At 67.8% G+C, this 13524-nt stretch carries 17 protein-coding genes and 1 pseudogene; 6 read left to right on the forward strand and 12 right to left on the reverse strand.

Annotated elements, in window-relative coordinates:
* Nucleotides 1–74: 74 nt before the first annotated feature.
* Entirely contained in the window at nucleotides 75–491 is a 417-nt protein-coding gene (locus tag SH922_RS33815; protein ID WP_393063759.1) for a transposase family protein, read from the forward strand.
* 156 nt (nucleotides 492–647) lie between these two features.
* A complete protein-coding gene (locus tag SH922_RS33820; RefSeq protein ID WP_393062364.1) occupies nucleotides 648–833 on the forward strand; it encodes a hypothetical protein in 186 nt (61 codons plus the stop codon).
* Nucleotides 834–873: 40 nt separating this feature from the next.
* Here the strand turns inward: SH922_RS33820 and SH922_RS33825 are convergent, their stop codons facing one another.
* The 4 genes from SH922_RS33825 to SH922_RS33840 form a co-directional block, all read right to left on the reverse strand.
* Nucleotides 874–1242: an MmcQ/YjbR family DNA-binding protein gene (locus SH922_RS33825; RefSeq protein WP_393062365.1), complete on the reverse strand. Its 369-nt coding sequence runs from the start codon at nucleotides 1240–1242 to the stop codon at nucleotides 874–876.
* A complete protein-coding gene (locus SH922_RS33830; RefSeq protein WP_393062366.1) occupies nucleotides 1239–1634 on the reverse strand; it encodes an MmcQ/YjbR family DNA-binding protein in 396 nt (131 codons plus the stop codon). The genes SH922_RS33825 and SH922_RS33830 overlap by 4 nt, the downstream gene beginning before the upstream one ends.
* Before the next feature lie 274 nt (nucleotides 1635–1908).
* The gene (locus tag SH922_RS33835; protein WP_393062367.1) at nucleotides 1909–2229 is read right to left on the reverse strand and encodes a hypothetical protein; all 321 of its coding nucleotides are present in this window, start codon (nucleotides 2227–2229) and stop codon (nucleotides 1909–1911) included.
* A 130-nt stretch (nucleotides 2230–2359) separates the two neighbouring features.
* Entirely contained in the window at nucleotides 2360–2635 is a 276-nt protein-coding gene (locus SH922_RS33840) for a hypothetical protein (protein ID WP_393062368.1), read from the reverse strand.
* Between the two features lie 84 nt (nucleotides 2636–2719).
* On the opposite strand from SH922_RS33840, the gene SH922_RS33845 reads away from it, so the two are divergent.
* A complete protein-coding gene (locus SH922_RS33845) occupies nucleotides 2720–2932 on the forward strand; it encodes a hypothetical protein (protein ID WP_393062369.1) in 213 nt (70 codons plus the stop codon).
* 697 nt (nucleotides 2933–3629) lie between these two features.
* On the opposite strand, the gene SH922_RS33850 is transcribed toward SH922_RS33845, so the two are convergent.
* The 6 genes and pseudogenes from SH922_RS33850 to SH922_RS33875 all read right to left on the reverse strand — a co-directional run bounded on the left by SH922_RS33850 (nucleotide 3630) and on the right by SH922_RS33875 (nucleotide 8654).
* Nucleotides 3630–4211: a DUF6529 family protein gene (locus tag SH922_RS33850; protein WP_393062370.1), complete on the reverse strand. Its 582-nt coding sequence runs from the start codon at nucleotides 4209–4211 to the stop codon at nucleotides 3630–3632.
* A gap of 14 nt (nucleotides 4212–4225) precedes the next feature.
* Nucleotides 4226–4720, reverse strand: coding sequence for a hypothetical protein (locus tag SH922_RS33855; protein WP_393062371.1), 495 nt, complete (start codon nucleotides 4718–4720; stop codon nucleotides 4226–4228).
* Between the two features lie 547 nt (nucleotides 4721–5267).
* Complete coding sequence (locus tag SH922_RS33860; RefSeq protein ID WP_393062372.1) at nucleotides 5268–6458, reverse strand: SPFH domain-containing protein; 1191 nt, start codon at nucleotides 6456–6458, stop codon at nucleotides 5268–5270.
* Nucleotides 6459–7312: 854 nt separating this feature from the next.
* Nucleotides 7313–7408: pseudogene (locus SH922_RS33865) on the reverse strand (DNA-binding response regulator); the annotation flags it as partial.
* Nucleotides 7405–7977, reverse strand: a complete 573-nt coding sequence (locus SH922_RS33870) for a phosphatase PAP2 family protein (protein ID WP_393062373.1) — start codon at nucleotides 7975–7977, stop codon at nucleotides 7405–7407. The gene SH922_RS33870 and the pseudogene SH922_RS33865, both read right to left, overlap by 4 nt.
* A gap of 71 nt (nucleotides 7978–8048) precedes the next feature.
* On the reverse strand, nucleotides 8049–8654 hold the full coding sequence (locus SH922_RS33875) for a phosphatase PAP2 family protein (protein ID WP_393062374.1): 606 nt from the start codon (nucleotides 8652–8654) through the stop codon (nucleotides 8049–8051).
* Nucleotides 8655–8882: 228 nt separating this feature from the next.
* Here SH922_RS33875 and SH922_RS33880 point away from each other — a divergent pair, with 228 nt between their 5' ends.
* From SH922_RS33880 to SH922_RS33890, 3 genes are all read left to right on the forward strand, one after another.
* The gene (locus tag SH922_RS33880; RefSeq protein ID WP_393062375.1) at nucleotides 8883–9257 is read left to right on the forward strand and encodes a BlaI/MecI/CopY family transcriptional regulator; all 375 of its coding nucleotides are present in this window, start codon (nucleotides 8883–8885) and stop codon (nucleotides 9255–9257) included.
* Nucleotides 9254–10186: a M56 family metallopeptidase gene (locus tag SH922_RS33885; RefSeq protein ID WP_393062376.1), complete on the forward strand. Its 933-nt coding sequence runs from the start codon at nucleotides 9254–9256 to the stop codon at nucleotides 10184–10186. The genes SH922_RS33880 and SH922_RS33885 overlap by 4 nt, the downstream gene beginning before the upstream one ends.
* A gap of 480 nt (nucleotides 10187–10666) precedes the next feature.
* Nucleotides 10667–12619, forward strand: coding sequence for an APC family permease (locus SH922_RS33890; RefSeq protein ID WP_393062377.1), 1953 nt, complete (start codon nucleotides 10667–10669; stop codon nucleotides 12617–12619).
* A 389-nt stretch (nucleotides 12620–13008) separates the two neighbouring features.
* Here SH922_RS33890 and SH922_RS33895 read toward each other — a convergent pair whose 3' ends face one another.
* Nucleotides 13009–13179: a hypothetical protein gene (locus SH922_RS33895; RefSeq protein ID WP_393062378.1), complete on the reverse strand. Its 171-nt coding sequence runs from the start codon at nucleotides 13177–13179 to the stop codon at nucleotides 13009–13011.
* A 57-nt stretch (nucleotides 13180–13236) separates the two neighbouring features.
* Nucleotides 13237–13419: a hypothetical protein gene (locus tag SH922_RS33900; RefSeq protein ID WP_393062379.1), complete on the reverse strand. Its 183-nt coding sequence runs from the start codon at nucleotides 13417–13419 to the stop codon at nucleotides 13237–13239.
* Nucleotides 13420–13524: the final 105 nt, after the last annotated feature.

Genomic DNA, 13524 nt, shown 5'->3' on the forward strand with positions numbered 1-13524 from the left:
TGTCAACTTGCTGGTATCGACGGTGTTTTCGGGGCTTGCTGCGGTGGTCGTCGAGGAGGTGTCCGATGACGTTGATGCGGCGCCGGATCCGCGGCGCTCCGGTGTCCTGCGCGCTGTGTGGGACACCGACGGCGAAGGTGCATGCGTATCGCCGTCGAACGGTGGCGGACCTGCCGGTGGATGGCCGCCGGGTCCATGTCCGGGTGTGCGTACGGCGGCTGGTGTGCCAGGTTGTGTGGTGCCCGCGCCAGACCTTTCGCGAGCAGATTCCCAGACTGCTGGAACGCCATCAGCATCGAACGGTACGACTGACGGGCCAGATATCCGAGGTGGCGCGGGAGTTATGCGGCCGTGCAGCGGCTCGTCCCGCCCGGGTCCTGGCGGCTCTGGTGTCCCGCAGTAGACGCTCGCTCGTTCAGCTCTCGGTACCGGAGATGCCGCGACGCTGTCCGACGGAGCAGTTGCCGCTGGTCGGTACGCATGGCGAATAGGAGGCCGCCCAGCCACCACAGAATTCGCTACCGCAATTGGGTGCAGGCCGCCTTGTGCAGCTCGGCATCACCGGCCGAAGTGGCAGCTCGCGGGACATGCTCATGAACTGGCCGCGGTCGGGCTGCGGCCCGCGGTGCTGGTCGCGGACACCGGTTATGGGGCGATCGCCGACGGGCCAGGAGGTGGTCCTGCCCGACGACGTCTTCCAGTTGGGTGGGACGCAGGCGGTCGGCGAGTGGCCGGGCGGGCTCCTCGTCGAAGAGCGGCAGGATCGATTCCATCGGTCGCTCGGATCGCAGGCGGAGGTGTGCGGGCGTGGCGAGCCGCGCACGGGGGACTGACAGGCGCGGGCTCAACGGCTTGTGGGCGCGCTCGCGACGCTCATCGGGTACGGGGGCGGTCGCGCCCGGGCAGCCGCTCGACGGCCAGGTCGTAGGAATCCTCGACCGCGTCGGTGATTAGCCGCTTGGTGATGCCGGGGCCCGGTCCGAGCGAGATCCAGTGCCGTTTGTCGAGGTAGCGGCCCGGTGTGATCGACGCGTGGGCCTGTACTTGCGCGCGGGCGTGTTCGGGTTCGCACTTGACCGTGATGATCTGCTCGTCCGGGTCGTCGGTGACGATCAGGAACACCTTGCCCGCGACCTTGTACACGTCCAGGTGCTTGGTGAACGGGTAACCGTGGTCCGTCCCGGGCAGTGCGAGGGCCACGTGGCGGGCGGCGTCCTGGAGTCGGTCGCCGGCCGCGCTCATCGGGATGCCCGCATGCGACTGCCGTAGGTGTGCGGGTCGACGGGCTGCTCGGCCTTGGGCAAGTGGGCGACGACGAGCCGGTATGAGTCGGTGACGAGTTCCCTGACCAGCTCCTTGTCGACGCCTTCCCTGGCTTCCAGCGGAATCCAGTGCTTCCTGTTCATGTGATAGCCGGGGGTGATGTGGCTGTACTGCTCCCGCAGGGCGTGGGCCTCACCGGGGTCCGCCTTGAGGATCACGACGGGGCGCCCCGGTACCTCGGTCATCAACATGAACACCTTGCCGCGCACCTTGAAGACCTCCCAGTCGTCGCCGAAGGGATGCTCCAGCAGGGCGCCGGGAAGCTCCTCGGCGCAGTTGGCGGCGGTCTTGTGCAGGGTCGTTCCGTTCATGGGGCGTTGCCTTCTTCGCGGGATGGTCGCAGCGACGTAATCCATCCTCCCCTCGAAGCCGACAAAAAGGGCGGTAGGCGGCGTGTACATGATGGTCGACAAGCGACACCCCCAGGCCAAGCGGCCAGGCCGGACCGGCCGCGGTTCCGCTGTACGCTCGGCTGGAACCCGAGTGTTGGGTGTCCTGATTCCCGTGTGCGGCGCCTTGTGTTCATTGCGAACCCGCGTGTGCGACCACGCTGCTGTGGGGGCGTGCGCATCCCGTGGACTCGATTCACGCTTCCTCGTGTTGGGTGAGGTGGCCGTCGGTGAGCCGCCAGTAGTGCTGGTGAGGGGTCAGTTGCCAGGACTCGTCGGCAGCGATCGCCTGCGTGATCCATTCATGGAGCTGTGGGAGGGCATGCGCTCGTAGAACAGCGCGGACCGCAGCACGTTCACTGGCATCGACTGGGTGGACGTTTATGCGGAAGCCGACCATGTCCGGGTGGATGCCGCGGCCGTAGTTACGGGGGTTCGGAGCGACCCATTCAGCTCCCAGGACGATGGTCCCGCTGTCGTGCCCGGTGAGGAACTCCAGGTCCGTGACGCGGCTCATGCGGGAACCGAGACTCTCGTTGATGTCGGTTGTGGTCAGAGGCCACGCACGGTGGCGGGGCAGTCTTCGATTTCGTGCAGACATGGCAAGCAGAATCGCAGAAGGTCACTGCTGGCTCTCACAGGTTTGTTCAGCGGCCTGTTCCAGCAGAGCCCTCGGAGGATCCTTCCTGGTGATCGGTGGTGCGCCGGTCAAGTCTGGCCAGCAGATCGTCCAGGTCGGAGGAGGTGGTGAACCTCCACTGGAACGGCTGTGCCGTGGCGTTGTAGCGGCCTTCGAAGCCTCGAAGCCGGTCCCTGACCTGGGTCAGGTTGGTGAAGTCTTTGGGCGAGACGACCTTGCGCTGCACCATGGAGAAGCAGATCTCCACCTGGTTCAGCCAGGAGGCGTGGACCGGGGTGTGCACCAGGACTGCGGTGGGGAATGCCGCGGCCAGCCGGTCGGCGGCCTTCTGCCTGCCTGGACGTCCGCCAGCGCGGCCAGTTCGCCTATGTCGACGGCGAACTGGCACGACGGACAGACCATCAAGCTGATGCGCCTGCGCTACGTCGTTGGTAGCGCCAGCACCTGGGGCTTCGCCCTCTACCTCGCCAGCAGCGACGACTACGAAGACGCAATCCTGCCCACCGGCAGCTTCGCCGGCAGCCCCGAGGATGCCTTGGACTGCGCCTGCAGCCTCTACCTCGCCATACCCGAGATCTGACCGACCGCCACACACGACAGAGGCTCCGGAGTCAACCCCCGAAGGACTTCGCAGCGACTGCCCGTGTATGCGGTCGGCATCGGTTTGATCTCCCGGCAGGGCGGGTGATGCGAATCTCCCGGGCCGGTGTTGTGACGGTGCCGGCCCGGGAGATTCGGCGTGCTGTCGCCAAACAGGGTCGGCCCGGGCGCAGCCGTTCCAGCATCTCCCACGGGGTGTGACTGCGGCCGTGACGCGCGGTCCCCTGGACGCGCACATCACCTGATCAGCGCTCATCGGCGGGGCTTCGGTCGACCGCCGGTGGAAGGTTGGAAGGGTGCCGCTGGGCGAATACGCCGACACGACAGACACGAGGTCCGGATTACCCCTCGTGCGTAGGGGGCCCGTCTCGTGGCCAGCCTGCTCATCCTGGACTACGCCAACACCCGATGGGTATGCCCCGCACCGGTCGAACCTGAGTTGCCTCGCCGTCCCCGCACAGCGGATCGCAACACCCGCCCCGGCCTCCGCCTGCTGCCCCACCACTCCCGAGGCTTCGGACGGCGAGCCCCCTCTCTCGATGTAGAGACTGTCGGCCCACGGCGCGGGAGAGCGTTGTCACGCGGACGCGAAGCCCCTGTGGCGGGAAGTGTCCATTCCGGACTCCGCGCCCAGTACAGGACAGCCCAACGCCACCGTGATGCCCGGAGCGGCGCCCTCAGACGGAGGAGAAGCCTGGTACCGAGTCTCCGTTCAGGGCCCACAGCGCGGCGGTGTACCAGAGGAGGGCCACGCCGAGTACAAGCAGGGCGCCCATCGCTGGGAGCAGCCAGCCTGGCATGCGCCTGCTGCGCACGACGATCACTTTGGCCACGGATGCACCGTAGAGGGCGCATCCGGCGAAGGAGTGGATTGCGGCCCGCGGGGACGTCGTCTCGATCCCGTAGGTAGTAAGACAGTGGTGGGCGATCGGCAGCGAGAAGAGGAAGGTGAGGAACCCGAGAGCGCGGTGGCCCCGGCGTACCGGTCGGGGCGCGGAGCGGGCACCGGGCACGCGGCCGTACATCCACAGGGCGAGGCCGAGCTGAATGAGGGCGAGGCCGAGCAGTGCGGTGCTGAGTTGGGCCTTGAGTTCGACTGCGGCGTTGCCATGCTCCCCGAAGAGTGCGTTGTTGTAGCGCGGGGCGTGGTGGGCTCCGAAGAGGTAGATCCCGACAGCTACCGCGATAGGCAGCAGCACGACGAGCACGGCACTGGTTGTGAAGGCGTTGCGGTCGGCTTCGCCTTGCTGCGAACTCATGCCGCTCTACCGACTCAACTCTCGACCTGCTTGCCCTTGGCGTCCAGGACGTACCACTCGGCGCCGAACTGATCGAGGGCCTGGCCATTCGTCTGGCCAGGCTTCTTATCGCCGGCGTAGTAGTACAAGGGATGGCCGTTGTACGTGACCTGCTGGTCGCCGCCGGAGCGCTTGGTGACGTCGAGCAGTTTCTGGGCCACGCCCTTGCCGGCCTTGGCGTCCCCCTTGCTGAGCAGCGGAGGCCAAGCTTTAGCGCAGTCCCCCGTGCAGTTTGATTTGTTCTTTTTGTCGGCAAGGAAGAGATAGAGGGTGCGGCCCTTCTCGTCGGTGAGGATGGCGCCGAGCTTGTCCACGGACTTCGTGTCGACGGTGGCCGGTTTCGAGGGCGAGGCGCTGGGGGTGGAGCCGTATGCCTCCTCCGCTGTGTCGCTCGTACTGTCGGAGCACCCGGTCAGGGCGGCGGCGAACAGGGCGGCGGCACAGGCGGTGGCCGTCGCGGTGCGCTTCATCTAGGGCTCCTCTGGCGAGTGTGCTGCGTGGCCCCTTGTCTCTCCCCGCCTGTGCCCGCCCACTCACAGCGCCATCGTCAACACCACTCACCCGGCGGCAGTGCATTGCCGCTTCCTCAAAAACCCCCGAGACCAGCGGCGCCTTCGCCCGGCGCCACTTCACCCCGCACGGCTTCCGCATGTTCTTCGCCACCGACATGCCCGCAGGCTCCGTCGGGTCGGCCAGTACGGAACATCCGCTGCGAGAGGTCCCACGACGTGGTGGGCGTGTTCATCCCGGAATGCGTTGTCGGCCGCTGGTGGTAAAGCCTCCTGCATGGCCAGTCCGCACTGTGGCTCAGGAGTCGGCCGCGCCTCCTGCCTGGTGTCATGATCACCAACGTGCTCTGGCTCGGCCTCCGTCACTCGGGCGTGGGACGGCGACAGCCCGGCGCCGGGACCGTCCACCGAGGAGAACCTGGCCCGGCTCACGAGGACACGAAGGCCCGTTCTCACCGATTGGACGCCGAGGCATCCAGCCGGATCGGGGGAGTAAGCGGGCCGGCTGCTACGGGGTCGGGCCGGGAATCCGCAAGCTCCTCTTTCCGTTGACGCCAGGGCTCTTTGTGTTCTGGAGCGCATCAAGGATGGCCAGGCCCTGGCCCACCACACCCGCGGCGATCTGATTGACGCCCTCGGTGCCGTTGAGGACGGTGAGTGTGGCGCTCGACATACCGCGGGCGGCGGCGTCGGCGAGGGCCGGCAGGTTCTCCACCACGCGGTTGGCGGCGAGCAGCTCCTGGTTTCCATCGCGCAGCGAGAGGGCGCGGGCGGTGTTCGCGTCGGCCTGGGCCTGTGCGAGAGTCCGCTCGGTGTAGGCGTTGCCGTCAGCCTCGAACTTGGCGCGGTCCCGGGCGGCTTCGGCCAGGGTGCGCTGTCGGTATGCCTCAGCGTCCGCCGGGCGCCTGACTTCTCCTTCGAGGCGCTGGGCTGCCAGTTCGGCCTGGCGCTGGGCGAGCGCGGTCTGTTCTTCGATGACCTCGTGGGACGCTCTGGCCTGAGCAAGCGGGCCGGCCTGGGCGGCGCGGGCGTTGGACTGCTCGGTCTCGGCGAGGAACCCGGCTCGCTTGATCGCGGTGTCTCGCTCGTACTCCGCCTTGAGGGCCGCCGCCTGCTGTTCGCGTTCGGTCGCCTCCTGGTCGGCCTTGGCCTGGGCGATTCGCGCCTGGCTGGCGACTGCGGCGGCATGCGGAGCTGCGAGGTTGTTGATGTATCCGGTGGTGTCCTCGATCTCCTGGATCTGGAGCGCGTCGACGACGATACCGAGTTTCTCCATCTCGCTGTGACTGCCGGCCATTACCTCCTGGGCGACCCGGTTGCGTTCCCGGATGATTTGTTCGACGGTCAGTCCGCCGACGATGGACCTGAGGTGTCCGGCGAAGATCCGGCCGACGAGCTCCTCCATCCGTTCTTGCTCGGAGAGGAAGCGGCGGGCTGCGTTAGCGATCGAAACCGCGTCGTCACCGACCTTGAACACGCAGACCGCGCGGACGCTCAGCCGGATGCCCTGCTGGGTAACGCAGTCCTCCGCGATCTCCGCTTCCCGCAGTGCCAGGGACAGCATGCGGGCCTTCTGCTTCACAGGTAGCACGAAACTGCCGTGACCTGTGACGATACGGAATTGTGTCGCCTGCGCCTGCCGTTTCGTACCGGATATGAGCATGGCTTCATTAGGTGCGGGGACCTGCCAGAACAACATGAGGGAACTCCCGTCGAGCGTCGGGACGCAACTCACCTTTCAAGATCTTTGCAGGACCGTTCAGGACGGCAGCGGCTCGACGATCACCGAGCGCGCAGAAATGGAGTCAATGACGATGACCCGTGTGTCTCTTGAGAGGGCGGTGTCGGTACGCGACCACGCCGCGTACGTCTCCGAGCCTCCGCGCACGGCAACCAAGACCTCACCCGGGCCATCCGGAGGGATCCCCACGGTGATTCTTCCGATTGCTCCGATCGGGCTCTGGGAGGACTCGTCAGCGCTGGGCATGGGCCCTCTCGCCGGGCATAGGTTTCATGATCACTGATCATCGCCTCCGGCCCTGTTCTCGATCGAGAGCCGCCACGGCGCATGAGCCGTCGGGGACAATTCTCCCGATGTCTTCACCGTACTCCCGTCCTGTGCCGGGGTGGGGCGCGGCGTCGGTACCCGCCGTCGGTCTGCTTGGACTTGCCGGTGATGCTGTTGCCGGACGCGTTGGCCTGCCTGCGCAGAGATCTCGCGACGGGCTCGGGCAGAAGCCGCAGCTCCCGTCGCACGCACTGGCGTCCGCATCGCCGCCGCTGCTCGGGGCATCGACGAGCCGACGGACGGCTTTGAGCCGGTGCCGGGTTCATGGACCATCTGCGTCAGCGGAGGACCCGGCTGCGGGCCGAACGGCATCCGTCCAGGGTTTCGGCGCAGGTGGCCCCTGGGTCCTGCATGAGATGTGAAGGCCGTTGGTGCGTCTGCGTCACACGATCTTCGGGGTTGCTCTGGGGTCGGGACGACCTTTCCGGTGGCGCCTCGCTGCTCCCGGAGTCCGGGTGCGAGTGACGCGGTTGGCCAACACCTTCTGGAGAAGGCTGTAGTCCCTCGTCCCGCAGGCCGCGCAGGAGTACGTCGCGCAGGGCGTGGTCGTCCTCCACGATGAGGATGCGGCCACCTGTCACCGTGCGGTCCCTCGACCGGCCAGTACGTACGCGCAGGCGGTCAGTGCCAGCCAGGCGGCGGCGAACAGCCAGCCGCCGATGACATCGCTGAACCAGTGCACGCCGAGGTAGACCCGGCTCAGTCCCACAGCCACGCCCCACATACCGATCAGGACGGCGGCCACGGGCGGGATGCGCGGGCCCCGCAGATACAGGGCGGCGAAAAGGAGGCCCGCGGTCATTGCGCCGGTGGTGGCGTGGCCTGACGGGAAGGACCAGCCCGAGGCATGCGTCGCCCAGTCGGCGAGCGGGGGCCGGGGGCGGGCAACCAGCGTCATGACTGCGTAGCGCAGAACCTGCCCGGAGCCCAGACAGAGCGCGAGTACCGCGGCAGTGGTGACACGCCGCCTGATGGTGCCGCCCACGGACAGGCCCGCCAAGAGGACTGCGGCAAAGGGGATGAATCCGGTACCGGTCGCGGTGATCGCGCGGGCGAGGGTCACCGCGGCGCCGGGGCGGTGCGTCAGGGACCAGTGGGTCAGCGCGGCGTCGCCGGGCAGCAGCCCCTGCGTCGCACGGAGCACGACCACGGTGAGCAGGGTAAAGGCCGCCGCGGCGGCCAGGGCCACCCCGCCGCACAAGCGTGCAGGCGGGCGGCGGGTCACGCGGCGGCCAGTAGCGGACGCAGTGGGCTGTCCTTCAGCCGGGCGGCGATCGCGCCCTGCTTGCGCCTCACCGCCCAGGTGGTGAGGAGGGCAACCAGGGCGCCGACAAGGAACCCGATAAGGACGTCGTGCGGGTAGTGCACGCCCACCCACACCCGCGAGGCCGCCATCAGGCCCGCTGCGGCCATGGCGATGAGACCCAGTCGGCGCGATACGAGAAGGAGTGCGAAGGCTGCCGCGGAGGCGAGGGCCGCGTGATTGCTGGGGAAGGACCAGTCACCGGGTGCGGGGCACGCTTCGAGGGTGGCCACGTGCAGTTGGTCGCAGGGCCGGCCCTCATGGACTGCCAGTTTCAGAAGGGAGTCGACGCCAAAAGCGAGGACGGTGACCAGGGGGACGGCCAGCGCGGTGATCACGGCCGGGGTCCCGGCTCGGCGGGCCTGCCACCACGCGACGAGCATCAGCAGAGCGAACACTCCCAGCCCGTACGACGACCAGTTGGTGACCAGGCTGTCGACCCATCCGGGCGCCCGGTGGGCTAGGCCGACGATCTTGAGGTAGGCGGGGCCGTCGATGGCCGAACCGTCGTAGGCGAGATACATCAAGGGGTCTCATTCCGGTGCTTGGCGACTCGCCGGGAACGGAGCAGTTCGGCTGCGAGCGGGAGCAAGGTTCACGGCGAGTGGAGATGCGGCGATGACGTGCATGGCCATGCGTGGGTGGCCTCTCACTGAATGCGGGCAGGGGGCAGCCGGGACAGAACCACCGAGCGACTACAATGACGTAGACGGTCTACTGGACTGTAGACGATCCGAGGATGGGGGAATGTCATGGCGGAGGGTGTTGCCGAGCGCAGAGCGGCGGGGGAGCTGGAGGCGAGCGTGCTCGCGGCGCTGTGGGCCGCGGACGGCCCCCAGACCGTCGGCCAGGTACAGCACAGCCTGGCAGTCGAGCTGGCCCGCACGACCGTGACGACGGCCCTGACCCGTCTCTTCGGGAAGGGGGCCGTCGGCAGGGAACGTTCCGGTCGCGGATTTGCCTACTTCCCCGTCCAGGACACCCACGGCCTGACCGCTCAGCGTATGCACCACGAGCTTGACAAGGACCACGATCGACAGACCGTGCTCGCCCGGTTCGTCTCCGATCTGGATCCCGAGGACGAACGCATACTGCGCGACCTTTTGGGGAGCGGTGACGGGCAGTGATCACCGCCCTGATCGTGCCGTTGCTGATGCCACTCGCGGCGCCGGCGCTCGTCCGGTGGGCAGGACCCCGCCAGAGTCCTGCGGCTGCGATGTGGGCGCTGACCACGACCGCGTGTGTGTTGGCGGTCAGCTGGCTCGCGGCACTCGGCGGTTTGCTTCTCGCCGGCGCGCTCACCATGTCCGCTCCGGCCCACCTCGGCCACCTGATCCGCCCCCTGAACGTCGCGCCCGCCGTGGTCGCCTATCCGGCGACCGCGCTCGCCGTCGGGACGCTGTTCGTCTGCGCTTGCGCCGTGGCCCGGGCGGCGCTGCGTCAGCTCCGCCAGTACCGCACCGCGCACGCGCAGTTGCGCAACGCGCCCCATGCGGGAGACCTCAGTGTCTTGGACAGCCCCGAACCAGACGCCTACGCCCTTCCAGGGAGCCCGGGGCGCATCGTGGTGACCTCCGGCATGCTGCGCACCTTGGACGGACCCGAGAGAGAAGCCCTCCTCGCCCACGAACGGGCCCACCTGGCTGGCCGCCACCACTACTTCCTCGCCGCAGGCGACCTCGCCACCCGCTGCCATCCCGCCATGAGCGGACTGCGCGACGCCATCGGCCTGGCCGTCGAACGCGTCGCTGACGAAGCCGCCGCGACCGCGGTCGGCGACCGTAACCTGACAGCGCGCGCCATCGGTCGCGCAGCCCTTGCCAAGCACGCCGGCAGCTCCACTCGACCCGCCTTCGCCGCGGGAGCCGCAGGCGGGCCCGTGCCACAGCGTGTGAAAGCGCTGCTCCAGCCAGCGGCCACTCCTCGCAGGCCGGCAGTCGCGGCAGCCAGCCTGCTACTTGCCTGCTCGGCCGTAACCGGTGGGGGAGCCGCTGCCGGGCTCGTGAGTCTGCATCACAACGTAGAGATCGCCCAGGGCGAAGTGCAGGACGACTGACCGGGCAGAGGCCGCGGGTCAACGGCCACCGCGACCTGCTCGCCCTCGTCCACGCCGCCGGACTTCAGCTGTCCGCATCGGGCCCCGCGGCCGGGCCTTCGGTCAGCCCGGCCTCGCTCCACGCTGACCTCGCCAACGCGCACGCCCGCCAGGAATTGCGGGACAGCCCTTAGTCACTCAGACCGGGTATCTGGAACGCCGACTTCGAGCTGATGAGCGAGCAGGCATGACGGAAATCCGGACTGCTGAACCGGACAGGAGCCGCGAACCAGTGACCCAGGATGCGTTTCCAACACTGCTTGAGGGGTGGCCCGGTTCCGCACTGAGGTGTGGTCCCGAGGATTGTCAGGGGGCAGGGGGCTTTGCCGCCGAGGCGGCGGGGACGTGTCGAGCGGTTCCACGGAGCCTGGCGTGTACGTGTGAGTGCGTGCCCCGTCGTGTCTGCCCAGTCCCGGAGTAGCCGCCCGTTCTGATGGATGCATGACCCTTGATCGGCCGATGTACCGCGTCAAGCGGCGGCTTCTTGGCGAGCCACTCACCACCGAACGTGTCAGTGAGGAGAAGCTGGGCAACCGGACGGCCCTCGGTGTTCTCGCGTCCGACTGCATCAGTTCGTCGGCGTACGGCTCCGAGGAAATGCTCCGGGTCCTCGTGCCGGTGGTGGGAGCAGCCGCTTTCACGCTGGTCATGCCGGTAACCGGTGCGATCTTGCTGGTGCTGCTGCTTCTGACGCTCTGCTACAGCGATGTCGTCACGATCTACACCCGGGCCGGTGGCTCCTATGTGGTGGCCCGGGAAAACTTCGGGCCCAACGTCGCTCAGGTCGCCGCCGTGGCCCTGCTGGTCGACTACATCGTCACCGTTGCCGTCCAGGTATCGGCCGGCACGAACGCGCTGATCTCACTCGCCCATCTGGCCGGCAACGGCTGGACGGGTCTGGACCATCTCCAGTTGCCGGTCTCCGTAGTGGTGATCGTGATGCTCGCGTACGGGAACCTGCGCGGAGTCCGCGAGGCGGGCCGGATGTTCGCGCTGCCCGCGTATCTCTTCGTTGCCGCAATGAGCCTGGTCTTCCTCGTCGCGGCGGTGCGCGCGCTGACGGGCGAGCTGCCGCATGCTGACCTGAATGCTCCTGGGGTGGTGCCTCTGGGGGCTCCCGGCGATGGCTGGCTCTACGGTGCGTCGCTGTTCATCGTGCTGCGTTCCTTCGCCAACGGCGGCTCGTCCCTCACCGGGCTCGAAGCGATCTCGAACGGCATCTCCGCCTTCCGTGAACCGCAGGGCCGAAACGCCCGGCACACCCTCATCACCATGAGTTGCGTGCTCGCCTTCCTGGTCCTGGGCGTCTCCACCCTCGCGCATTTCACCCACGCCGTCCCGTACACCGACGGGACCCCGACCGTCATCGCGCAGGAGGCCCGGCTCGCCTTCGGAAACGGAACGATGGGGACGATCGGGCTCGTCTTCGTCCAGCTCGCGACCGCACTCATCCTCTACACCGGTGCCAACACCCCCTTCACCGGGTTCCCGTTCCTGGCCAGCTTCGTAGCACAGGACCGGTTCCTGCCGCGGGTGCTCACCCGGCGCGGGCACCGGCTGGCCTTCTCCAACGGCATTGTCACCCTCTCCGCTCTCTCGCTCGCCCTACTGCTCGTTACGGGCGCCAACGTGGACAAGCTCGTAGCCCTCTATGCGATCGGCGTGTTCACCGCCTTCACCATGGCTGGGGCCGGCCTCGCCGCCTACCACCTGCGCAGGCGTGAGCCTCTGCGCCGAGTGAAGATCACGGTCAACGCACTCGCGGCGATTGTCTCCGCCGTTGTCGTGCTGATTTTCGCCGTCACCAAGTTCACCGAAGGCGCTTGGCTGGTCGTTGTGGTCTTCCCGCTCGGGGTCTGGGTACTGATCCGCATCAACCGCGAGTACCGGCGTGAGGCCGCGGCCCTGGAACGGCTGCCCACGGGCGCGGACCGGCCGCGTACGCACCGCCACCAGGTGTTCGTCCTTGTCGAGACGCTGGACTTGGCCACGCTGAAAGCGTTGCGGTATGCCCACGAGCTGCGGCCTGACAACGTCAGAGCCGTACACTTCGCCATCGACGAGGCACATGCACGCCGGCTGTCCGCCCTCTGGGCATCGACGTCCGCGACCTCGGTCGACCTGGAACTGGTGGCCTGCCCCGACCGCCGACTGCGTCACGCGATGCGGGAACTGACCGTCAGGACAACACAGGGCGGGGATACCTCCCTCACGGTGCTCGTGCCCCGGCGGATGTACGCCAACGCCCTCGGCAGAATGCTGCACAGGGGCACCGGCGAGAAGATGTCGAGGGCTCTGGAACAGCTGCCCCACGTTGCGGTCACGATCCTGCCGTTCAACGCGTCGCACGCCATGAAAGCTCTCGAGACGGATCGCCCGCCCAGCATGGACTGAGATCGAGCTTCGCACGTATATCGGGCGGCTGACGGTCCTGATCGGCAGGTGCAAATAAGTCCTCGCCCAGGTCACGAGCTGTGCGGCATAGGCGGAGTCGGAGGACGTGTGTGACGGCATCGGTGATAGGGCGAGGGACTTGCCGATGGGCCGGGCGGGGCCTCTCCTGAAGCCATGAGACGAGGCCCCACTGGAGCGCTCTGGTTGGGCTTCGCCGTGAGTTCGACTGTGCTTGAACGCCTGACGCGTTCAGCTTTTCACGCAGTTCGTGGCCGTGTGATGCTCGCGGGAGCGGTGGATTTGCGATCGCGGCTACAGGCAACGTCGTAAGCGTGAGACGACGGGGCCGCGGGGAGGCACGGCGGGGCTGGCACCAGGAGGGTTTCGTGTCAGGGGCCGTAGGGGTTCCAGTGCCCGAGGAACGGCTTCAGGTCGTCGGCTCGTGGTTCGGGGATGAGGGGCATCCGGAGTGGAGTGTTCAGCGGGTCGAGGCGCTCTGTGGTGGCTTCTGCGCAGATGATCCATGCCTCGGCTTCGGTTCTGGTCTGGCCTGAGGGCATGGTCTCGACTCGTGTGCGGGCAGCGGTCACGTACTCGGCCAGTCGGGTCGCGTGGCGTCATGCCGCTTCGTGCGCCTCGAAGTGCCTGACGCGGTATGTCTCGGCGTACTGGACGCGGGCCTTCTCCATGGCGGCTTGCCGGCGGAGCAGGAAGTGCGCCGTCTCGTAGGGGCTGTGGCCGATGACGGTGGCGGTGCCGGGCGGGGAGGCGGCGGCGGCCGTCGCGGCGTCGGGTCTCAACTGTCACGCCCATCAGAGGCGTTGCTCAAGGTAGACCGGACGGCGCGGCGGAGCGATATGCCCGCAGCAAGCGGATCCACCTTGTCGGGCAGGCCGAGCCCCCCG

The organism is Streptomyces sp. LN549 (genome assembly GCF_043203805.1).
GTDB lineage: Bacteria > Actinomycetota > Actinomycetes > Streptomycetales > Streptomycetaceae > Streptomyces.

Coding starts and splice junctions, on each gene's coding strand:
- SH922_RS33815 (WP_393063759.1), top strand. CDS start 75: ATGCGGCGCCGGATCCGCGGCGCTCCGGTGTCCTGCGCGCTGTGTGGG.
- SH922_RS33820 (WP_393062364.1), top strand. CDS start 648: ATGGGGCGATCGCCGACGGGCCAGGAGGTGGTCCTGCCCGACGACGTC.
- SH922_RS33825 (WP_393062365.1), bottom strand. CDS start 1,242: ATGAGCGCGGCCGGCGACCGACTCCAGGACGCCGCCCGCCACGTGGCC.
- SH922_RS33830 (WP_393062366.1), bottom strand. CDS start 1,634: ATGAACGGAACGACCCTGCACAAGACCGCCGCCAACTGCGCCGAGGAG.
- SH922_RS33835 (WP_393062367.1), bottom strand. CDS start 2,229: ATGAGCCGCGTCACGGACCTGGAGTTCCTCACCGGGCACGACAGCGGG.
- SH922_RS33845 (WP_393062369.1), top strand. CDS start 2,720: ATGTCGACGGCGAACTGGCACGACGGACAGACCATCAAGCTGATGCGC.
- SH922_RS33850 (WP_393062370.1), bottom strand. CDS start 4,211: ATGAGTTCGCAGCAAGGCGAAGCCGACCGCAACGCCTTCACAACCAGT.
- SH922_RS33855 (WP_393062371.1), bottom strand. CDS start 4,720: ATGAAGCGCACCGCGACGGCCACCGCCTGTGCCGCCGCCCTGTTCGCC.
- SH922_RS33860 (WP_393062372.1), bottom strand. CDS start 6,458: ATGTTGTTCTGGCAGGTCCCCGCACCTAATGAAGCCATGCTCATATCC.
- SH922_RS33875 (WP_393062374.1), bottom strand. CDS start 8,654: ATGTATCTCGCCTACGACGGTTCGGCCATCGACGGCCCCGCCTACCTC.
- SH922_RS33880 (WP_393062375.1), top strand. CDS start 8,883: ATGGCGGAGGGTGTTGCCGAGCGCAGAGCGGCGGGGGAGCTGGAGGCG.
- SH922_RS33890 (WP_393062377.1), top strand. CDS start 10,667: ATGACCCTTGATCGGCCGATGTACCGCGTCAAGCGGCGGCTTCTTGGC.
- SH922_RS33895 (WP_393062378.1), bottom strand. CDS start 13,179: ATGCCCTCAGGCCAGACCAGAACCGAAGCCGAGGCATGGATCATCTGC.